Genomic DNA, 19,591 nt, shown 5'->3' with positions numbered 1-19,591 from the left:
ATCACCTCGTCTTCGGGTTGCGGGCGTCGTTGTACGCCACTGAGAGGAGGGTCGTGGACACCACGAGGAGCAGGATCGCCACCGAGGGGAACAGGGTGGTCCACCAGGCCGTGGTGAGGGAGCCGGACTGCTGGGCGTTGTGCAGGATGGTGCCCCAGGACCAGTTGTCCGGGTCGCCGAGGCCGAGGAAGGACAGGCCGGCCTCGGACAGCACCGCGCGGGACGTGGTCATCACGACCGACACCACGACCACGGGCGCGACGCCGGGCAGCACGTGCTTGCGGATGATCCACGTGTTGGAGCCGCCGATCACGTTGGCCGCGGCGATGAACTGCTGCGGCATCACGGTCATCGCCTGCGACCGCACGACGCGCGCGACCTCCGGCCAGCTGAACGCGGCGATCACGATGATCAGCGTGGTCGCGCTCGGCCCGACCAGGGCGGCGATGAGGATCATCAGCGGCAGCACGGGCAGCGACAGCGACAGGTCGACCAGCACGCCCAGCGCGGTGTCCAGCCGCTTGAAGTACGCCGCCGCCACGCCGATGGCGGTGCCCGCGATGATGGCCAGCACGCTCGCCGCGAACCCGACCGCGATGCTCATCCGGGTGCCCCACACGACTTGGCCGAACACGTCGCGGCCGAGGTCGTCGGTGCCGAGCGGGTGCCCGGCGGACGGGCCGACCAGCACGTCGTCGCTGCTGCCGCTGGGGTAGTCGGCCAGCAGCGGCGCGGCGATCGCCACCAGGGCGAGGGCGACCAGCACGAGGCCGCCCGCCACGCCGAGTGGGTTGCGGCGGAACGCCCGCCAGGTCTGCGCGGCGGTGCTCTCCGACGGGGGCAGCGCGGTCGCGGTCTCGACGCTCATGACGTCCTCACCCTCGGGTCGAGCAGGCCGTAGGCGATGTCGGTGAGCAGGTTGGCGATGATCACCGTGAACGCGAGCACCAGGAACGCGCCCTGGAGCACCGGGAAGTCCAGGCGGCCGACGGCCTCGAAGATCGCCCGGCCGACGCCGGGGTAGGCGTAGATGGTCTCGGTGAGCACCGCGCCGCCGACCAGGAGGCTGAACTGGAGCCCCATCAGGGTGGTGGTGGGCAGCAGGGCGTTGCGCAGGGCGTGCTTCCACACGACCTTGCGCGCGGTCACGCCCTTGGCGCGGGCGAGGGACACGTAGTCCTCCCCCAGCGTCTCGATGAGCGTGGTGCGCAGCGTCAGCACGTAGGACCCGAGCTGGATGAGCACCAGCGACAGGCACGGCAGCACGAGGTGCGCCACGACGCTGCCCACGGCGGCCAGGCCGGTGACGTCCTCGTCGATCGCGCCGCCGATGGGCAGCCAGCCCAGGGTGACGCCGAAGACGTACAGCAGCAGCACGCCGATGCTGGGCACGAACATCGACTGGGCGGTGACCCCGCCGACCTGCACGACGCGGTCGACCCACGACCGGGCCCTGGTCGCGGCCAGCACCCCGAGGGGGATGCCGACCGCGACCGTGACCACGACCGCCGACAGCGCGAGCAGCAGCGTCCAGGGCAGGCGTTCCAGCAGCACGGTGGTCACCGGCTGGTTCTGCCGGAACGACACGCCGAGGTCGCCCTGGACGAGGTGGACCAGGTACTCCCAATACTGCACCAGGATGGGCCGGTCCAGGCCGTAGCTCGCGATCAGGTTCGCCCGCAGCTCCTCGGTCATGCCCGGGTCGGCGATGGCCAGGGCCGGGTCGCCGGGGAGCAGCCGGAGCAGGAAGAAGGTGACCGTCACCGCGAACCACATGGTGAGCAGACCGCGCAGCACCCTGCGGGCGGCGAAACCGACGGCGGCAGTGGACATGGCGTCAGTTCGCCTTCGCCTTGGCCAGCGACTCCGGGTTGACGATGGACAGCAGCTCGCTGGGCCGCTGCTCGAACCCGGTCCACTTCGCACCGTGCGCGAAGGTGAACTTCTCCACGTACAGCACGTTGTCGTACACCTGCTCGGAGATGATCCGCGCCGCGCGCTGGATCGGGTCCTTGGCGGCCTGCGGGTCGGTCTGCTCCTGCGCCTGCGAGATGAGCTTGTCCAGCTCGGGGTCGCACACGTTGGCGTAGTTGATGAAACCACCGCACTTGAACGCCAGGCCGAGGTTCGCGGGCGGGTTGTCCATGATCGCCCAGGAACCGGCGTAGATGTCGAAGTCGCGGTTGCTGCCCTTGGCGACGTAGGTGTTGCGCTCCAGGCCCTCCAGCTTGATCTCGATGCCGGCTTCCTTGGCGCCGTCGCGGACCAGCTGGGCCCACTTGGCGATGTTGGGGTCGGCCTGGTCGTAGATCATGCTCAGGGTGAGGCCGTCGGCGTGGCCCGCCTTGGCGAGCAGCTCCTTGGCCTTGGCCACGTCGTGCCGGTACTCCTGGGCCGACGGGTCGTGCCACTGCTTGAGCGTGGGGGTGAGCACCGAGGAGTCGGACGACACCGCCGCGCCCTGGAGGGCGGACTTGCGGATGGCCTCGTAGTCGACGGCCGCCGCGAGCGCCTGCCGCACCTCCAGCTTGTCCAGCGGCGCGCGCTGCACGTTGTACTGCATGTGGGCCCAGCCGAGCGAGGGGATCTCGACGGTCTTGAGCTTGTTGTCGTTCTGCACGGACTTGGCCAGGGTCGGCGGCAGCGCGTTGGCCACCAGGTCGATCTCGCCGTTGCGCAGCGCGAGGACTTCGGTGTTCACGTCGCCGAAGACGCGGAACACGACCTGCTCCAGGTTCGGGGTGTTGTCGGGCGCGAGCGGGTAGGGCGTGACGCGGTCGAGCACGTACCGCTGCCCGCGCTCCACCTTGGTCAGCTTGTACGGCCCGGCGGAGACCCAGTCGGAGTCGTTGGCGAACTTGGCGACGCTGGGCGCCTTGCCGAACACGTGGGCGGGCACGACGGCCATCCAGAACCCGACGTTGTCCAGGAACGTGCCGTCGGGCTTGGTGAGCGTGAACTCGACCTCGGTGGGCGAGAGCGCCTTGGCGGAGCCGTAGGAGGAGATCAGGCCGGCGACGACACCGATCTTCTCCTTGGCGACGGCGTCGATGGTGAACACCACGTCGTCGGCGGAGACCGGCTTGCCGTCGGTCCACTTCATGTCGTCGCGGATCTTGACGCGGGCCTTGGTGCCGCCCTCGGCGTACTCCCAGGAGGTGGCCAGGTGCGGGACCCGCTTGCCCTCCATGTCCATCGACATCAGCTTGGGGTACATCAGGTTGGTGACCCACGAGTCGGTGCGGCTGTTGCCGACCAGCGGGTTGTAGTTGACGACGTCGGCGGTGGTGCCGATGACGATCCGGGTGGCGGACTTGCCGCCCGAGGCGCCGCCGGCGCCGCAGGCCGCGGCGGACACCACCAGCGCCGCCGCGCCGAGGACCGCGGCCAGCCCGCGGACCGCCCTTCTCGCTGTGACCGGTCGCATCAGTACCAGACCTCCTCTAGGACGCGCATGACGTTGCCGCCCAGGACCTTGGCGATGTCGTCGTCGGAGTAGTCGTGGCGGACCAGCCAGGCCACGATGTTCCAGAAGCACTCGGCCGGGTTCTCCAGGCCGTCCACGTAGTCGACGCGCGGGTGGTCGACGTGGCCGTGGGCCTGGGCGATGGACAGGTGCTGGGCGAACGCGTCGTGCAGGCCGACGTGGTCGCCGAACAACGTGTCGGGGCCGAACGCCACGTGGTCGATGCCCACCAGGTCCACGCAGTAGGTGAAGTGGTCCATGACGGACTCGATGTTGTGCCGCGGGTGGTCGGGCGAGAGCGTGGTGTGCGGCGCGGCCTCGATGCCGATCACGCCACCGCGCTCGGCGCAGGCGCGGATGACCTCGTCGGGCTTCATCCGGTTGGTGGGCCACACGCCGCGTGCGCCGGCGTGGGTGATGAACACCGGCTTGGTGGAGTGCTCGACGACGTCGAGCGAGGTCTGGTCGCCGGAGTGGGAGACGTCGATGGCGATGCCGAGCTTGTTCATGCGCCGCACGGCCTTCTCGCCGAAGTAGGTCAGGCCGCCGTCGCGCTTCTCCTTGAGGCCGCCGCCGAGGGTGTTGGCCTCGCTGTAGGCGATGCCCATCTGGCGGACGCCGAAGCCGTAGAGGATGTCGAGGCGGTCCACCTCGTTCTCGATCATGGTGGCGGCTTCGGTGGCGACCACCAGCGCCATGCGGCCGTCGGCGTGCGCGGCGCGGATGTCGGCGACGTCGCGGGCGACGACGACGTAGTCCTGGTGGGCGAGGTCGGCCAGCCGGGTGCCGATGTCGGCGATGACGTCGGTCCACTTCCAACCCATTTGGCTCGTGACGCAGCACGTGCCGTCCATGAAGTTGTCGAAGACGGCGGTCATGCCGGAGCGGGCCAGGCCCTCGAAGCCGGTGTGCTGGCGGCCGGTGCGGTTGTAGTCGATGGTCTCGGAGATGTTCTCCGGGAACCGCGTCGGGTGGTCGTGCAGCGACACCACGATGTTGTCGGTGAGCAGGCGGGTCACCCGCGCCCGCTGGGCGTCGGTGAGGTCGAGCCCGGTGTAGGCGGGCACGCGGTCCAGTTCGGGCGCGAACTTGAACTCGCGGTAGTCGACACCCGCCTCCAGGTAGTCGTAGGACTGGTAGCCGGTGTAGCGCTGGGCGCGGTCGAGCACGGGGTCACCCCTTCGGATCCCCTGGCCGCGCACGAATCCGGCGGGATCGGGCGGCGGGGTGGACGTCATCGGCAGGATGGACGGGACGTTGTCAAAATTCAGCGCAAGTGTCAACATGTGAAAACAACTTCGGCGCAGATCCTTGATTCAGCGCACGAATCCGTCGCACCGAGGGAGAGCCGTGTGTCCGTTCCCGATGCGCCCGTCCTGCGGGTCCGCGGTCTGAAGGTCACCTTCGCCACCCCGCGCGGGCCGGTGCCCGCCGTCGCCGGGGTGGACCTCGACGTCGCGCCCGGCGAGGTCGTGACGCTGCTGGGCGAGTCCGGTTCCGGCAAGTCCGTCACTGCGCGTGCCGTCATGGGCCTGCTGCACCCCAACGCCGCGGTGACCGCCGACGAGCTGTCGCTGGCCGGCGACGACCTGCTGGGCATGTCGCCCGAGCAGCTGCGGTCCCGCCGCGGCAGGGACATGACGCTGGTGTTCCAGGACGCGTTGTCCGCGCTGAACCCCGTGCTGACGATCGGGGACCAGATCGGCGAGCTGTTCCGGGTCCACCGCGGGCTGGCCAAGCGCGCCGCGCGTGCCGAGGCGGTGGAGCTGCTGCGCCTGGTCGGCATCCCCGCGCCCGACCGCCGCGTCACCGACTACCCGCACCAGTTCTCCGGCGGGATGCGGCAGCGCATCCTGATCGCGATGGCCGTGGCGCTCGGGCCCCGGCTGCTGATCGCGGACGAGCCGACGACCGCGCTGGACGTCACCGTGCAGGCGCAGGTGCTGCGGCTGCTCGACCGGCTGCGCACCGAACTGGGCATGGGCGTCCTGCTGATCACTCACGACCTGGGCGTGGCGGCGGAGATCGCCGACCGGATCGCCGTGATGTACGCGGGCCGGGTGGTGGAGACCGGCAGCGCCGCCGACGTGCTGGACGCGCCGAACCACCCCTACACCGAGGCGCTGCTCGGCTCGGTGCCCGACGCGCAGGCCGCCGGCGGTGAGCTGCGTGCGATCCCCGGCACTCCCCCGAACCTGCTGGCGCTGCCCGGCGGGTGCGCGTTCCACCCGCGGTGCGCGCGCGCCACCGACGTGTGCCGGACCGACCGACCCGGTGCGCGGCCGTTCCCCGACGCCCGCACCGCCGCCTGCCACCACGCCGAGGAGTTGCGCCGTGTCGCCCTCTGACGAACCGATCCTGACCGCCACCGGACTGCACAAGACCTACCGCGCCAGCCGCAGCCTGGGCAGCCGGGCGCGGGTCAGCGCCGTGGACGGCGTCGACCTGACCCTGGCCGCGGGCGAGACGCTCGGCGTGGTCGGCGAGTCGGGTTGCGGCAAGTCCACCCTGGCGCGCCTGCTGGTCGGCCTGGAGCGGCCCGACCGCGGCGAGGTCCGGTTCGCGGGCCGCGGGCTGGGCCGGGCGCGGGGCGCGGAGGCGCGTGCGTTGCGCCGCCGGGTGCAGATGGTGTTCCAGGACCCGCTGACCTCGCTCAACCCGCGCCTGCCGGTGCTGGACCTGGTCGCCGAGCCGCTGGACGTGCACCGGCTGGCCAGGGGCGCGGCCCGCCGCGACCGGGTGGCGGAGCTGCTGGAGCTGGTGGGGTTGGCGCCGGAGATGATGAACCGGTACCCGCACGAGTTCTCCGGCGGTCAGCGGCAGCGGATCGGCATCGCGCGCGCCCTGGCCACCGAGCCGTCGGTGATCGTGTGCGACGAGCCGGTGTCCGCGTTGGACGTGTCGGTGCAGGCGCAGGTGGTGAACCTGCTGGCCGGGTTGCAGCGCGAGCTGGGCATCGCGCTGGTGTTCATCGCGCACGACCTGGCCGTGGTGCGGCACGTGTCGCACCGGGTCGCCGTGATGTACCTGGGGCGGCTGGCCGAGGTCGGCGACGTGTCCACCGTGTACGACGCGCCCGCGCACCCGTACACGCGTGCCCTGCTGTCGGCGGTGCCGATCCGGCACCCGCGCGAGCGCGACCCGGACCGCGAGGTGCTGGGCGGCGACCCGCCCAGTCCCGTGACGCCGCCCGCGGGCTGCCGCTTCCACACCCGCTGCCCGCTGGCGCGAGAGGTGTGCGGTGCGGAGACGCCGGTGCTGCGCGAGCTGGGCGACGGGCGGGTGGCGGCGTGCCACTTCGCGGAGACCGCGTTGTCCCGCGCGTAGTGTCCATGGTGGACACCTGGTGCGTCCACAGCGGACACCCGTGAGCCGGCTTAGGATTCGGTCGACACCGGGCCGGGCGGTCGCCGGGCTCGCGGACGGGGAGGTTCGCCACGGCAGCCGAGGCACCGCGCCGGCGTTCCGCCCGCGCCGCGCTCGTCCGCTACCGGCGGACGTTCGGCACTGTCGGGCTGGTGTTCGCCCTGGTGTTCTTCGCGTGGTCGATGACGCCGTCGCTGCTGCCCCGCCCGTGGTACCTCCAGGGCGTCGCGACCGGCATCTGCTCGGCCACCGGGTACCTGGTGGGGCTGGGCGTGGGGCGGCTGGCGCGTTGGCTGGGCGTGCGGCCCCGGTGGTCGCGACGGGCGCGGCGGCGGGGTGACATCGCGTTCGCGGTCGTGGCGGCGGTGTACGTGCCGGTCGCGCTGGTGCTCGGCGCGCACTGGCAGCGGCAGGTGCGGGAACTCGTCGGCGTGCCGGTCGACCAGCCCCTGAACTACGGGTTGGTGCTCGCCATCGCGTTGCTGGTCGGCCTGGCGCTGCGGCACGCGGGTCGGCTGCTGCGCGCGGCGGCGCGGCGGGTGTCCGCGTGGGGTGCGCGGTACGTGCCGGTGCTGGTGGCGCGGGTGGTCGCGACGGCGGTGGTGGCCGTGCTCACCGTGCTGGTGGTGAACGGAGCGCTGGTCAACGGGTTCCTGGAGGTGGTGAACCGGGTGGCGGCGACCGCCGACCGGGGCGACCCGCCGGGTGTGGTGCGGCCGACCGCGCCCGAGCGGTCCGGGTCGCCCGCGTCGCCGGTGCCGTGGGAGTCGTTGGGCAAGGAGGGCCGGGCGTTCGTGGCGGGTGGTCCGACGGCGCGGGAGCTGTCGGCGTTCACCGGGCGGCCCGCGCCGACGCCGATCCGCGTGTACGGGGGTCTGTCGTCGGCGGGTTCGCCGGCGGACGTCGCGGCGCTGGTGGTGTCCGAACTGGAGCGCACGGGCGCGTTCGACCGGTCGGTGCTGGCGGTGGCCACGACCACCGGCACCGGCTGGGTGGACCCGGCGATCGCCGAGGCGCTGGAGCACGTCGCGGGCGGGGACACGGCGATCGCGGCCGTGCAGTATTCGTACCTGCCGAGCTGGGCGGCGTTCGTGGCGGACCGGGAGAGCCCGCAGGAGGCGGGTGCGCAGCTGTTCGACCTGGTGTACGCGGCGTGGGACCGGCGGCCGGCGGACCGCAGACCGAAACTGGTGGCGTTCGGGGAGAGCCTGGGCGCGTACGGCGGGCAGGCGGCGTTCAGCGGGCTCCAGGACATGACCACCCGCACGTCGGGCGCGCTGTGGGTGGGCACGCCGAACTCGACGGCGGTGTGGGCGGGTATCACCGCCGACCGCGAACCCGGCTCGCCGGAACGCCTGCCGGTGGTCGGCGGCGGGGCGGCCGTGCGGTTCGCGAGCCGCCCGGCGGACCTGGACCTGCCGGGCCCGTGGGGGCCCAGCCGGGTGGTGTACCTCCAGCACGCCACCGACCCGGTGGTGTGGTGGTCGCCGGACCTGCTGACCACGCCCCCGGAGTGGTTGGAGGAGCCGTTGGCGCCGGACGTGAGCCCGGAGATGAGGTGGCTGCCGGCGGTGACGTTCTGGCAGCTCACCATCGACCTGGTGTTCGCGGTGGACGTGCCGGCCGGACAGGGCCACCACTACGGTCCGGCGGAGTCGGCGGCGGCGTGGGCGGCGATCCTCGACCCGCCGGGGTGGCGGCCCGGTGACGTGGAGCGGTACGAGCGGGTGGTGGCGGCGCGGTCGGGCGGCTGATCCGGGTGCTGCGCGCGAGTGAGGGCAGGACGGCCCGGGCCGCCGCGCGCGAGCGCGGGCACCACCCGCCGAAGTGCTGCGCGCGAGTCGGGCGGGACAGCCCGAGACGCTGTGCGCGAGCGCCGGCAGGGCGGTCCGGGTGTTGCGCGAGCGCCCGCAGGACGGTCCGGGTGCTGCGCGAGCGCCCGCAGGGCGGTCCGATCCGGACGCGGTGCGCACGGCGCGCACCGCGTCGCCGGGTGCCGGTCAGGCGGGTTGGTCCCAGGTGAGCGGCAGGTGGGCGGGGCCGCGGGTGGCCATGCCCTCCTTCCACCGGACCTCGCCCGCGAACCGCAGGCCGGGCAGCCTGCGCAGCAGCGTGTCCAGGGCGACCTGCAACTCCATCCGGGCCAGTGGCGCGCCGAGGCAGTGGTGCGCGCCGTGCCCGAAGCCGACGTGGTGGCTGCTCCGGGGCTCACGCCGCAGGTCGAGCCGGTCGGCGTCGGGGAAGGCGGTCTCGTCCCGGTTCGCGGACACCAGCACGGGCAGCACCGGCTCGCCCGCCCGCACCAGCACGCCGCTCAGCTCGACGTCCTCCACCGCGTAGCGGGCGATGCCCGCGCCGAGACCCAGCGGCACGTACCGCATCAGCTCCTCGACGGCGCGCGGCACCAGGTCGAGGTCGGCACGCAGGACGGCGAGCTGGTCGGGGTGGGTGAGCAGGGTGTGGACGAAGTTGGGTATCTGCGACGCGGTGGTCTCGTGGCCCGCGACCAGCAACCCCATGGCGAGGGCGAGCAGTTCGTCCTCCGACAGCCGGTCCTCCTCGTCGCGGGCCACGACCAGCGCGCCGATCAGGTCGTCGGTCGGGCTCTCCCGCCGCCGCGCGATCAGCCCGGCCATGTACCGGGACAGGCTCGCGACGTGCTCGCGGACCTCGTCGGGCGTGTACCGGGTGGTCGACAGGAACGCGTCGGACCACACGCGGAAGTCGTCCCGGTCCGCCACCGGCACGCCGAGCAGTTCGCAGATGACGGTGGTCGGCAGCGGCACGGCGAAGTCCTCGACGAGTTCGGCGTGGCCCCGGGCGACCATGGCGTCGACGAGTTCGTCGGCGATCTCCTGGGCACGGACCCGCAACCGCTCGACCCGCCGGACGGTGAACGCCTTCATCACCAGCCGCCGCAGCCGGGTGTGGTCGGGCGGGTCCAGCGCCATGATGTTGCCGGGCACCCCGACGGCGGCCGGGCGCAGCCGCGGCTCGTCGCGGCCCGTGGCGGCGGCCCGGCTGAACCGCGGGTCGCCGAGCACCGTCCGGACGTCCTCGTAGCGGGTCGCCAGCCACGCCTCCTCGCCGAACGGCAGCCGGACCCGGCTGACCGGTCGCTCGGCGCGCAGCGTCGCGAACTCGGGTTCGGGGTCGAGCCGTGCCGGCTCGCCGAACGGGTAGCTCACCGCGGTGGTCATCCCAGCTCCTCGCCACTCGTGGTCGTGCTGCCCGAACCGGGACCGCACCAGCCGGGAGCCGCCGCGGCCCACGCCGAGACTGCCGATGACGCCCCGTAGTCAGACAGCTCTCTTATGAACACGGTAGCAATGAGTCAGACACTTGTCTCATCACGCTGCGGAACTCCGAGGTCACGCACCGGGCACACGTTGGGCGGCACACCCGACCAACCCGGCAAGTCGGGCTCGGCGCGACGCGCCGGAACCGCCAGGATGTCCGCCATGGACACCGACCCGCCGCCGACCCGCACCCGTCCCTCGCCCCGGCGCGAACAGGCCGAAGCCACCCGCGGCCTGCTGCTCAGCACCGCCGAGCGCCTCTTCGCCGAACGCGGCCTCGCCCAGGTCTCCAACCGGCAGATCGTCGAAGCCGCCGGCCAGGCCAACAACTCCGCCCTCACCTACCACGTCGGCACCCGCACGGACCTGATCCTCGCCATCACCCGCGCCCACGCCGAGCCGATCGCCCGCCGCACCCGCGTCCTGGTCGAGCGGGCCCGCGGCTCGACCGACCCGCGCGAGCACGTCGCCGCCCTCGTGCTCCCCTACACCGACCACCTCGCCGCGCTGGGCACCCCGAGCTGGTTCGCCCGGTTCACCGCGCAAATCTCCGCCGACCCCGCGTTCGCCGACCAGGTCCTGGCCGACCCGCTGTTCGCGCCGCACTACCAGGAGGGCCTGGCCGCCGTGTGGTCCCACGTGCCCGACCTGCCGCCCGCCGAGGCCGCGCTGCGCGGCCGGACCTCCCGGCTCGCCATCATCCACACCTGCGCCGAGCAGGAGCGCGCCGCCGCCGACACCGGCGAGCCCGCCGACTGGGCGATGGTCGGCGAAGCCCTCACCGACGCCGTCACCGGACTGCTCCTCGCACCGCGACGGCGGTGAAAAACACACCGGCCTCTGGACGCCGGTCCCACCGGGTGAGGAAAATCTGTCCGGGACGCCTGCTCCGCCCGGCCGCTGCCGGTGGTATGCAGGGGTGACCCGAACGGTTCCGACAGCGCAGAGGTGACTGTGACTCCCGAATGGCCGTACCGCAGCCTCCTGGGCCGACTGCGCGAGACCACCCGGCAGGAGCTGCTCGAACTCGGCGCTCCCATCCGCTTCGCGGCGGGCCGCGAGGTGCTGCGGCAGGGCGCCCACGACAGCCACGCCCTGCTCCTGCTGCGCGGCGTGGTCAAGGTGCAGGTGGTGGACGAGGCCGGCGAGACCGCCCTGCTCGGCCTGAAGGCGGCGGGCGACCTCGTCGGCGAGATGGCCGCCCTGGACGGCAAGCCCAGGTCCGCCACCGTCATCTCCTGCGGCGAGGTCGAGGCCCGCTTCATCAACCGGCACGAGCTGTCGGCGTTCCTCAGCCGCCACACCGACGTCCTGGTGGAGCTGGTCAACATCGGCCAGGCCCGCCTGCGGTGGGCCAACGAGCGCCGCCGCGAGATGCCCAGCCCCGCCGCCACGCGCGTGGCCCGCGTCCTCGCCGAACTCGTCCGCGAGCACGGCAGGCAGGAGCGCAACGGCTGGGTCCTCGGCTTCCCGCTGACCAAGGTCGAGCTGGCCTCCATCGCGGGCATGAAACCCCGCACCGCCGAGAAGTCGTTCCGCGACCTGCGCAAGGCGGGCCTCGTGGTCACCGGCGTCCGGCGGGACGTGCTGGTGCCCGACCTGGAACGCCTGCGCGAGTTCGACGCCGCGGCCTTCGAACTCGCCCTCGGCCGCACCTGACCCCGGTCAGGGCTCCCGCCACGCGTCGTCCCCGTGGACGCCGCTGAGCTGCGGACCCATCAACAGCATCCCGCCGTCCACCACGTACGACGACCCGGTCACGTAACCGGCGGCGGGCGTCGCCAGGAACGCCACCACGGAGGCGACCTCCTCCGCGTGACCGGGCCGGCCCAGCGGGTAGCCGGGCCGGTGCTCGTCCCGCGGGTCCACGTCGCCCTGCCCCGTCATCGGCGTCGAGATCTCACCCGGCGCCACCGAGTTCACCGTGATGGCGTGCTCCGCCAGCTCCATGGCGAGCACCTTCGTCAACGCGCCCAACCCCGCCTTCGCGGCGCAGTACGGCGCGGCGCCCACCCGCGGCGCGTGCTCGTGCACCGACGTGATGTTGATGATCCGCCCGCCCTTCCCGGCCGCGATCATCCGCCGCGCCGCGCGCTGCGAGCACAGGAACGCGCCGTCCAGGTCGACCGACAGCACGTCCCGCCACGTCGAGAAGTCCATCTCCAGCGCCTTCTGCCGGGTGCCCGTGCCCGCGCAGTTCACCAGCACGTCGACGCCGCCCAGCTCGTCGGCCAGCTCGTCCACCACCGCCGCCGCGCCCGGCAGGTCGGTCAGGTCCAGGCGGCGCACCACCGCGCGCACCCCGCCCTGGTCGCGGACCTGCGCGGCCGTGCGCTCCGCGCCCGCCTCGTCCGAGTGGTAGGTGATGCCGACGTCCACCCCGCCACCGGCGAGGGCCACGGCGATCGCCCGGCCGATGCCGGAGTCGGAACCGGTCACGATGGCGCGCTGCGGCGCGCCGACGCGCTCTTCGGGAAGCGGTGCGGTGGTCATGGCACCCGGTTACCCCCGCCGGCGGCCGTCACACCGCGCCGCGCGCGACCACCCGGATCGTGTCCAGGTCACCGTCCGTCGGGTCCGGCAGGAACATGCCCGCCGCCCGACCGCTGCGCAGGTAGTCGACCACCGGCCGGGTGATCACCTCGCCCGGCAACGCCGCGGGCACGCCCGGCGGGTACGGGCTGATCGTCTCCGCGCAGATCCGGCCCACCGCTTCCGCCGCGGGCACGTGCTCGGCGTCGGCGAAGAACGCGGCCCTCGGCAGCACCGCCTGCTCCAGCTCCAGTTCACCCGGTGCGGGGATGTCCACCGGACGGGACCGCGGCAGCTCCGCCGCGTGCGCCACCAGGTCCGCCACGGCCGTCACCAGCCGGTCCACGGTCCCCTCGTCGTCGGCCACGGTGATCTGGGCGGCGATCCGCCGGTGGTCCGCCAGCCCCACGTCCACGTGGTGCCGCGACCGCAGCCACTCGCTCGCCGAGTACCCGGAGAAGCCCAGTGCCGACACGTCCATCACCACCTTGAGCGGATCGTGGTCGTCGGCCTTGCGCGGGCCCACCACGTCGTCCCGGCCCACCACCCGCAGCACACCGCCCAACCGCTCCCGCGCCACCGCGGTCAACCCCAGCGCCCGGTCCAGCAGGCCGTGCCCGTGCTCCACCATCTGCCTGCGCCAACCGTCCAGGCCCGCGTACACCAGCGACGACGGGCTGGTGGTGTCCAGCAGGTCGGCGCGCATGGACAGCACGCCCGGGTCCACCCGGTCACCCCGCAGGTGGTACACCGAACCCTGCTCCAGGCCCGCGCCCATCTTGTGCACGCTGGTCACGCACAGGTCCGCACCCGCGTCCATCGCCCACGACGGCAACCCCGGGTGGAACGGCAGGTGCGCGCCCCACGCCTCGTCCACGATCAGCGGCACGCCGTGCTCGTGGCACACGTCCGCCACGTCGGAGATCGCCGCGCACGTCCCGTAGTCCGTCGGCGTGATCAACAGCATCCCGCGTGCCCCCGGCGCCCGCGCGAAGCCCTCCGCCACCGCCTCCGGCCCCGGCAGGTACGCCCACTCCCACTCCGCGTCCCACCGCGGGTGCACCCACACCGGGTCCACGCCGCTGATGATCAACCCCGCCACCACCGACTTGTGGGCGTTGCGGGACACCAGCAGTTTCTCCCCCGGCCGGGCCACCGTGATGATGCACGTCTTCACCGACAGCGAGCTGCCGCACGTGGAGAAGAACGCCTGGTCGGCGTCCACCGCGTCGGCCATCAACCGCTCCGCATCGGACAGCACGCCACCGCTCATGGTCCGGTCGTCCAAACCGTTCATCATGAGCACGTCGGAGCGGAACACGTCCTCGCCGAGCACGTCCAGCACCCGCGGGTCGACACCGCGGCCCTGCTTGTGGCCGGGCGGGGTGAACGACAGGTGATCACGCTTCCGGTACTCCTGAAGGGCATCCAAAACCGGGGCTCGTGAGTGGTCCATGGCCCCGTATGCCACCCCGTCGAACGACCGAAACCCTACAACCGCGTGACGCCCCCACGAGTGGCCTCCGCGGCACTGCGCAACGACACCGCCAACGACAACCGGAAGTGGTCCAACGTCGCCGGCAGCGGTTCGGACAGCGGCTCGTACGCCAACGCCGACCGGATCCCGTCCAACACCGCGCCCGCGGTCGTCAGTACCAGGTCCCGCCCCGGGCACACACCCGGACCACCGCTGAACGGCACGATCGCCGGATCACCCGGGTGCGGCCAGATCTCCGGCGCGTACCGGTCCGCGTGCGGCAACCGCACCGGGTCACGGTGGAAGTACGGCGTGAACACCACGAACGTCGTCCCGCTCGGCAACCACGTCCCGTGCCACGACGTCAACGCCGTGCTCTCCCGCAGGATCACCGGCGTCGTCGGCCACAGCCGCGCCGACTCCAGGATGCCCGCCGCACCCGAACCGCCCATCGCCAACGCCCGCATCGTCACGATCCCCGCCGCGTCGAACGCGAACAGCCAGTGCGGCACCTGCCCCACGAACTCGTCCACCGAACCACCGCGCGCCACCAGGCTCCCCGGCTCCGCCCGCGCCACGTGCTCCCGCAACCGCCGCTCGAACCGCTCACGCACCCGCTCGCGCCGCGGGTGCAGGTAAGCCCAGTTCGCGTTGCCCCGCAACGTCTTCAGGTCATCGGTCAACCGCTCGTCGGCCCGCGCGCCGGAACCCAGCACCACCCGGCGCGCGATCCGCCACCACACCGGCGCGAACGCGTCCCAGTCCAACACGCCCGTGCTCGCCGCGTGCCGCACCAGCAGGTCGACCTCGTCCCGCGCCACCGCCGCCGCGTCCACCCGCTCCGGCCGCAGCACCACCTCGTTGAACGCACGCCGCCGGTCACGCACCGCACCGCGCGAGATCAGCGAACCGTGCGGCTGGAAGTGCTCCAACGCGGCCCGCTTCTCCCGCGTCGCCAACGCGAACGGCTCCGGCGACTCCGCCAGCAACCGCTCCACGTCACCCGGGTCGAGCACCAACGCCACGCTGCGCCCCGTCACCCGCAACCGCAGCGGCTCCGGGCCGTACCGCTCCGACAAGGACCGCATCACGTCCACAGCGGACGCGTCCACCTGGAACCGCTCCGCCAGCGCCGTCATCGCGGGCCGCCGCACGATGACGCCCTTCGCCAACGTCGGCAGCAGCACCTTCGCCAACACCCGGACCGTGTCAACCCTCGTCGCAACAGGCATGAGCTGGAATACCCGCCGGTCGCCACCCCAACCGGTTTGACACCCGGCCAACCGGGAACGCCTCTCCCGACGAGAGGAGAACCACCTGATGAAGGCCGTCACCTGGCACGGCAAGCGCGACGTCCGCGTGGACACCGTGCCCGACCCCGTCCTCAAGGACCCCACCGACATCGTCGTGCGCGTGACGTCCTCCGGCATCTGCGGCTCCGACCTCCACCTGTACGAGGTGCTCGGACCCTTCATCAGCCGGGGCGACATCCTCGGCCACGAGGCCATGGGCGTCGTCGAGGACGTCGGTCCCGACGTCTCCGAACTCCGCCCCGGTGACCGCGTCGTCATCCCGTTCAACGTCTCCTGCGGCACCTGCTACATGTGCGGCCAGGGCCTGCACTCCCAGTGCGAGACCACCCAGGTCCGCGAGCAGGGCACGGGCGCGGCCCTCTTCGGGTACACCCGGCTCTACGGGGGCGTGCCCGGCGGGCAGGCCGAGTACCTGCACGTCCCGTTCGGCAACACCCTCCCCATCAAGGTCCCCGACGGCCCGTCCGACGACCGGTTCGTCTACCTCTCCGACGTCCTGCCCACCGCCTGGCAGGCCGTCGAGTACGCGGGGCCCGCCGACACCCTCGTCGTGCTCGGCCTCGGCCCCATCGGCGACATGGCCGCGCGCATCGCCCTCCACCGGGGCGCCAAGACCGTCATCGGCGTCGACCCCGTCCCCGAACGCCGCGACCGGGCCCGCGCCCGCGGCGTCCGCACCTTCGACCTCGACGACAACCACCTCGCCGACCACATCCGCGACCTCACCGACGGGCGCGGACCCGACGCCGTCATCGACGCCGTCGGCATGGAAGCCCACGGCGCGCCCTTCGCCAAGCTCGCCCACCAGGCCGTCGGGATGCTCCCCGACGCCATCGCCGCGCCGTTCATGCGCACCGCGGGCGTCGACCGCCTCCACGCGCTGCGGCTGGCCATCGACATCGTGCGCCGCGGCGGCACCATCTCGATCAGCGGCGTCTACGGCGGCATGGCCGATCCGCTGCCCATGCTCACCCTGTTCGACAAGCAGATCCAACTCCGCATGGGCCAGGCCAACGTCCTGCGGTGGGTGCCCGAAATCCTCCCCCTCCTCGGCGACGCCGACCCGCTCGGCACCGAGGACTTCGCCACCCACCACCTGCCCCTCACCGACGCGCCGCACGCCTACGAGATCTTCCAGCGCAAGCAGGACAACGCCGTGAAAGTGCTGCTCAAGCCATGAGGGCCGGCGGGCCGGTGCTGCTGCTCGCCGCGGTGCTCACCAGCGCGTGCGGCTCCGGCGCCGCCGACACCGCGCGGCACGCCGCCGAGGAGTTCGAGACCGCCGCGGCCACCGGCTCCGACCACGCCTGCGCGCTGCTCACCGACCGCGCCCGGGAGGACGTCGACTGCACCGCGCTCGGCGTCCCCACCGGCGCGGTCGTCGACGTGGCCGTGTGGGGTGACGCCGCCCTCGTGCGCACCACCGGGGACACCCTGTTCCTGCGTGAGCTGAACACCGGCTGGCGCGTCGCGGCGGCGGGCTGCCGCCCGGTGCCCGACCGGCCCTACGAGTGCGAGGTCGGAGGCCCGTGATGCGGCGCGGGGTGTTCTACGCCTACCTGGTCGGCGTCGTGGGGATGCTGATCGCCTTCAGCGTCATCGGGGCGATGGGCCGGTGAAGGCGTTCCTGCGCGACAACGGCCTGGGCCTCGTGTTCGGCCTGCTGTTCCTGGCATCCCTGGTCGGCCAGGCGTTCTCCGGCAACGCCGCCCTCAACGAGCGCAGGCTGACCGACGGCGGCGACCCGATCGGGCTGTGGGCCTACGTGCTGTCGTCCGACTTCGCGGTCGACGTCGCCGAGAACTGGCAGTCCGAGTACCTCCAGTTCTTCCTGTTCATCATCGCCACGGTCTGGCTGGTCCAGCGCGGCTCCAACGAGTCCAAACCGGTCGACCGGATCGGCGCGGAGTCCGACGAGCGGCAGCGGCTCGGCGCCCACGCCGGACCGGACTCGCCCAAGTGGGCACGCGTCGGCGGTTGGCGGACGTCGTGGTACTCGAACTCGCTGGGCCTGGTGATGCTGGCGTTGTTCCTCGGGTCGTGGCTCGCGCAGTCCATCGCGGGGCACAGCGCCCACAACGCCGCGCAGCTCGCCGACTTCCAGGACCCGGTGACGTGGCCGGAGTACCTGGTGTCCGCCGACTTCTGGAACCGGTCGCTCCAGAACTGGCAGTCCGAGTTCCTGGCCATCGGCTCGATGGCGGTCTTCAGCGTGTACCTGCGCCAACGCGGCTCGCCCGAGTCCAAACCGGTCGGCGCGCCCCACGACACCACCGCCGATTCCGGCTAACCCGGATCCCCCCGCCGCTTGCGGTGCGCCACCCAGGCCAGATCAACGGCCGCCGCGACGGCGACCACGGCCAGCAGGACACCCAACACCGGCAGGTCCGCGCGGAACAGCAGCACGGCCGCCACGCCGTTGAACACCACACCGAAGCCGGCCAGCCACAGGCGCAACGTCAACGCGCTGCGGGGTGGCGCGGGTGGTGGCAGCTCGTTGCTCATGCTTTTGGACTACCCGTGCCGCTTGACGGCACACCCGGTCGACGGTTCGTTTTGATCAACACTGAAATAATTGATCAGACAGAGGAATATGAGCGCGGCCGGTGCCCGCTCCTCCAGCGCGATGGGTGGCTCCGGCGAGGACTCTCGCTGCCGGTACCAGGGCGGGGCTGGTCATCGCCCGGGTCTAGGGCGGACTACCGCCACCCCCGGCTGCCCGGGGCGGGCGGGCCGCTCCCCTGCCGGACGCCTGGTCAGGCCGGCTGCCCACCGCCGGACCGCGGTGGGTGGGCTGCTTCGCCGCCGGCGTTGGGAGCGGTTCGTGGCGTCGGCGGCGAAGCAGGGCGTGCGGGGCTCAGAAGACCGAGTCGACCTTGTGCGCGATCAGGTCCACACTCTCCGCCTGGAACACGCCTCCGGACGGCACGGCCTGGTCGTGCGAGCAGTACACGTCGACCCAGTCCGGCTCCGTGAGGTTCACCAGACCACGCACGGTGAGGGTCCGGTGCCAGCCGCCCGCGCCGCCCCAGTCCTGGAGCTGCCCGCCGATGTTCCAGCGGGTGGCCCGGGTCTGCAACCAGCACCGGAACGACGTGGGCGGCTCCAGGCCGTTCGCGATCAACACGTCGGCGCCGACGATCCACGACCCGGCGGGCAGCCGCCGGTTGTCCGGGTGGCTCGCGACGAGCGCCCGCTCCCCCGCACCGCGGGGCAGCGGCACGACGTTGCCCGAGATCCACCGGATCGCGCTGATCGCCATGGCGTTCCAGGTCACGCTGGTCTCCGTCGGCGCGCACGACCGGCCGGCCCGGACGTCCGCCACGCGCAACGTCCCGGCCGCGTCGTAGCAGCCGGTGATGGTCCCCGCGGCGGGCTCCGGGCCGGTCGCCAACGCCTGGGACGCCGATGACGCCAGCACGACCACCGCGAGCGCCGCGAGCAGCGCGCCGAGCCGACCGCGCGCCGTGAACGCATTCCTCATCCACTTCCCCCTTCACCGGGTACCGGATTCCAAGCGGCGGAATGCGCGATTTCGTCGCGACGTTCGGCACGCGCGCCGGTCGCGCCGACCCAGTGTCCGGCGACACCCGTGCGGTCGTCCAAGTCGCAGCGACAATACGCCCATAGTTCGGGACTATCTCCGCAGGTAGAAGCATTCTGCGCCAACCTCCGGACGCGGTGGAATGCGTTGTTCGGCGGCACGGAGAACCGTTTCCACCCGAGTAACGTGCGATTTCGCCAGGATTCTTCGACGGACACCCACCGGGATCGAGGAGGGCTGATGGGTCGGTTGGCACGCGTCTTCGTCGCCGGCTGCGCGATTGTGATCGCTTCGCTCACCACGCACGTCGGACAGGCGACCGCCGCCGCCGGCACCGCGGACGTGGTGCTGTACAACGCGACCTCGGGCGAGGTCTCCGTCTGGAGGTCGGACGGCTACGGGAGGATCATCGGCACCCTGGGGTTGACCGGCCGCTGCGACGCGGCATCGGGTTGCGCCCGCGACTGGAAGATCGTCGGCAACGGCGACATGAACGGCGACGGCCACAACGACCTGGTGCTGTACAACGCATTCACCGGCGAGGTCTCCGTCTGGAAGCTCAACGGCAGCGGCACCGTCATCGGCACCTTCGGG

18 protein-coding genes and 1 pseudogene are annotated in these 19,591 nt (G+C 72.4%); 9 read left to right on the top strand and 10 right to left on the bottom strand.

What is annotated here, in order from left to right; translation table 11 throughout:
- Nucleotide 1 precedes the first annotated feature (1 nt).
- Genes KZQ38_RS35420 through KZQ38_RS35405 form a run of 4 tightly spaced genes read right to left on the bottom strand, consistent with a single transcriptional unit; the run spans nt 2 to nt 4,752 of the window.
- Complete coding sequence (locus KZQ38_RS35420) at nt 2–868, bottom strand: ABC transporter permease (RefSeq protein ID WP_219448404.1); 867 nt, start codon at nt 866–868, stop codon at nt 2–4.
- Complete coding sequence (locus KZQ38_RS35415) at nt 865–1,833, bottom strand: ABC transporter permease (protein WP_219448403.1); 969 nt, start codon at nt 1,831–1,833, stop codon at nt 865–867. Before KZQ38_RS35415 ends, KZQ38_RS35420 begins: the two co-directional genes overlap by 4 nt.
- A gap of 4 nt (nt 1,834–1,837) precedes the next feature.
- Nucleotides 1,838–3,427, bottom strand: a complete 1,590-nt coding sequence (locus KZQ38_RS35410) for an ABC transporter substrate-binding protein (RefSeq protein ID WP_219448402.1) — start codon at nt 3,425–3,427, stop codon at nt 1,838–1,840.
- Nucleotides 3,427–4,752, bottom strand: a complete 1,326-nt coding sequence (locus KZQ38_RS35405) for a dipeptidase (RefSeq protein ID WP_257902967.1) — start codon at nt 4,750–4,752, stop codon at nt 3,427–3,429. Before KZQ38_RS35405 ends, KZQ38_RS35410 begins: the two co-directional genes overlap by 1 nt.
- 66 nt (nt 4,753–4,818) lie before the next feature.
- Between KZQ38_RS35405 and KZQ38_RS35400 the strand changes: the two genes are divergently transcribed.
- The 3 genes from KZQ38_RS35400 (at nt 4,819) to KZQ38_RS35390 (ending at nt 8,586) form a co-directional block, all read left to right on the top strand.
- The gene (locus KZQ38_RS35400; RefSeq protein ID WP_308258740.1) at nt 4,819–5,814 is read left to right on the top strand and encodes an ABC transporter ATP-binding protein; all 996 of its coding nucleotides are present in this window, start codon (nt 4,819–4,821) and stop codon (nt 5,812–5,814) included.
- The gene (locus KZQ38_RS35395; RefSeq protein WP_219448401.1) at nt 5,801–6,793 is read left to right on the top strand and encodes an ABC transporter ATP-binding protein; all 993 of its coding nucleotides are present in this window, start codon (nt 5,801–5,803) and stop codon (nt 6,791–6,793) included. Before KZQ38_RS35400 ends, KZQ38_RS35395 begins: the two co-directional genes overlap by 14 nt.
- Before the next feature lie 191 nt (nt 6,794–6,984).
- Nucleotides 6,985–8,586, top strand: coding sequence for an alpha/beta hydrolase (locus KZQ38_RS35390; protein ID WP_308258739.1), 1,602 nt, complete (start codon nt 6,985–6,987; stop codon nt 8,584–8,586).
- A 246-nt stretch (nt 8,587–8,832) separates the two neighbouring features.
- Here KZQ38_RS35390 and KZQ38_RS35385 read toward each other — a convergent pair whose 3' ends face one another.
- Complete coding sequence (locus KZQ38_RS35385; protein ID WP_219448400.1) at nt 8,833–10,032, bottom strand: cytochrome P450; 1,200 nt, start codon at nt 10,030–10,032, stop codon at nt 8,833–8,835.
- 261 nt (nt 10,033–10,293) lie between these two features.
- On the opposite strand from KZQ38_RS35385, the gene KZQ38_RS37410 reads away from it, so the two are divergent.
- Both KZQ38_RS37410 and KZQ38_RS35375 read left to right on the top strand, forming a co-directional pair.
- Nucleotides 10,294–10,956: a TetR/AcrR family transcriptional regulator gene (locus KZQ38_RS37410; RefSeq protein WP_219448399.1), complete on the top strand. Its 663-nt coding sequence runs from the start codon at nt 10,294–10,296 to the stop codon at nt 10,954–10,956.
- 123 nt (nt 10,957–11,079) lie between these two features.
- Complete coding sequence (locus tag KZQ38_RS35375) at nt 11,080–11,790, top strand: Crp/Fnr family transcriptional regulator (RefSeq protein WP_219448398.1); 711 nt, start codon at nt 11,080–11,082, stop codon at nt 11,788–11,790.
- A gap of 6 nt (nt 11,791–11,796) precedes the next feature.
- Here the strand turns inward: KZQ38_RS35375 and KZQ38_RS35370 are convergent, their stop codons facing one another.
- Genes KZQ38_RS35370 through KZQ38_RS35360 form a run of 3 tightly spaced genes read right to left on the bottom strand, consistent with a single transcriptional unit; the run spans nt 11,797 to nt 15,339 of the window.
- Nucleotides 11,797–12,624: an SDR family oxidoreductase gene (locus KZQ38_RS35370; protein ID WP_219448397.1), complete on the bottom strand. Its 828-nt coding sequence runs from the start codon at nt 12,622–12,624 to the stop codon at nt 11,797–11,799.
- 28 nt (nt 12,625–12,652) lie between these two features.
- Nucleotides 12,653–14,119, bottom strand: a complete 1,467-nt coding sequence (locus tag KZQ38_RS37405; RefSeq protein WP_219448396.1) for an aminotransferase class I/II-fold pyridoxal phosphate-dependent enzyme — start codon at nt 14,117–14,119, stop codon at nt 12,653–12,655.
- A gap of 35 nt (nt 14,120–14,154) precedes the next feature.
- Nucleotides 14,155–15,339 carry a cytochrome P450 gene (locus tag KZQ38_RS35360; protein WP_308258742.1) on the bottom strand — a complete coding sequence of 395 codons (1,185 nt, stop codon included), beginning with the start codon at nt 15,337–15,339 and terminating at the stop codon, nt 14,155–14,157.
- Between the two features lie 121 nt (nt 15,340–15,460).
- Between KZQ38_RS35360 and KZQ38_RS35355 the strand changes: the two genes are divergently transcribed.
- From KZQ38_RS35355 to KZQ38_RS35345, 3 genes are all read left to right on the top strand, one after another.
- Complete coding sequence (locus KZQ38_RS35355; protein WP_219448394.1) at nt 15,461–16,633, top strand: zinc-dependent alcohol dehydrogenase; 1,173 nt, start codon at nt 15,461–15,463, stop codon at nt 16,631–16,633.
- A complete protein-coding gene (locus KZQ38_RS35350) occupies nt 16,630–16,986 on the top strand; it encodes a hypothetical protein (protein ID WP_219448393.1) in 357 nt (118 codons plus the stop codon). Before KZQ38_RS35355 ends, KZQ38_RS35350 begins: the two co-directional genes overlap by 4 nt.
- Nucleotides 16,987–17,068: 82 nt before the next feature.
- The gene (locus KZQ38_RS35345) at nt 17,069–17,743 is read left to right on the top strand and encodes a DUF6766 family protein (RefSeq protein ID WP_219448392.1); all 675 of its coding nucleotides are present in this window, start codon (nt 17,069–17,071) and stop codon (nt 17,741–17,743) included.
- On the opposite strand, the gene KZQ38_RS35340 is transcribed toward KZQ38_RS35345, so the two are convergent.
- Nucleotides 17,740–17,958, bottom strand: a complete 219-nt coding sequence (locus tag KZQ38_RS35340; RefSeq protein ID WP_219448391.1) for a DUF6343 family protein — start codon at nt 17,956–17,958, stop codon at nt 17,740–17,742. The genes KZQ38_RS35345 and KZQ38_RS35340 overlap by 4 nt on opposite strands.
- A 352-nt stretch (nt 17,959–18,310) precedes the next feature.
- Complete coding sequence (locus KZQ38_RS35335) at nt 18,311–18,937, bottom strand: hypothetical protein (RefSeq protein ID WP_219448390.1); 627 nt, start codon at nt 18,935–18,937, stop codon at nt 18,311–18,313.
- Between the two features lie 300 nt (nt 18,938–19,237).
- On the opposite strand from KZQ38_RS35335, the pseudogene KZQ38_RS35330 reads away from it, so the two are divergent.
- Nucleotides 19,238–19,591: pseudogene (locus KZQ38_RS35330) on the top strand (hypothetical protein); the annotation flags it as partial.

The sequence above is a fragment of the Saccharothrix obliqua genome (genome assembly GCF_019375475.1).
In the GTDB taxonomy this organism is placed as follows: Bacteria; Actinomycetota; Actinomycetes; order Mycobacteriales; family Pseudonocardiaceae; genus Actinosynnema; species Actinosynnema obliqua.
Note: the sequence above shows the minus strand (reverse complement) of the source record. Positions and strands in the feature narration are given on the sequence as shown.

Bases quoted from the DNA above. Each gene is read 5' to 3' on its own strand.
- KZQ38_RS35405 (WP_257902967.1), bottom strand. From the start codon at position 4,752: ATGTTGACACTTGCGCTGAATTTTGACAACGTCCCGTCCATCCTGCCG.
- KZQ38_RS35350 (WP_219448393.1), top strand. From the start codon at position 16,630: ATGAGGGCCGGCGGGCCGGTGCTGCTGCTCGCCGCGGTGCTCACCAGC.
- KZQ38_RS35385 (WP_219448400.1), bottom strand. From the start codon at position 10,032: ATGACCACCGCGGTGAGCTACCCGTTCGGCGAGCCGGCACGGCTCGAC.
- KZQ38_RS35415 (WP_219448403.1), bottom strand. From the start codon at position 1,833: ATGTCCACTGCCGCCGTCGGTTTCGCCGCCCGCAGGGTGCTGCGCGGT.
- KZQ38_RS35370 (WP_219448397.1), bottom strand. From the start codon at position 12,624: ATGACCACCGCACCGCTTCCCGAAGAGCGCGTCGGCGCGCCGCAGCGC.
- KZQ38_RS37405 (WP_219448396.1), bottom strand. From the start codon at position 14,119: ATGGACCACTCACGAGCCCCGGTTTTGGATGCCCTTCAGGAGTACCGG.
- KZQ38_RS35340 (WP_219448391.1), bottom strand. From the start codon at position 17,958: ATGAGCAACGAGCTGCCACCACCCGCGCCACCCCGCAGCGCGTTGACG.
- KZQ38_RS35410 (WP_219448402.1), bottom strand. From the start codon at position 3,427: ATGCGACCGGTCACAGCGAGAAGGGCGGTCCGCGGGCTGGCCGCGGTC.
- KZQ38_RS35355 (WP_219448394.1), top strand. From the start codon at position 15,461: ATGAAGGCCGTCACCTGGCACGGCAAGCGCGACGTCCGCGTGGACACC.
- KZQ38_RS35420 (WP_219448404.1), bottom strand. From the start codon at position 868: ATGAGCGTCGAGACCGCGACCGCGCTGCCCCCGTCGGAGAGCACCGCC.
- KZQ38_RS35335 (WP_219448390.1), bottom strand. From the start codon at position 18,937: ATGAGGAATGCGTTCACGGCGCGCGGTCGGCTCGGCGCGCTGCTCGCG.
- KZQ38_RS37410 (WP_219448399.1), top strand. From the start codon at position 10,294: ATGGACACCGACCCGCCGCCGACCCGCACCCGTCCCTCGCCCCGGCGC.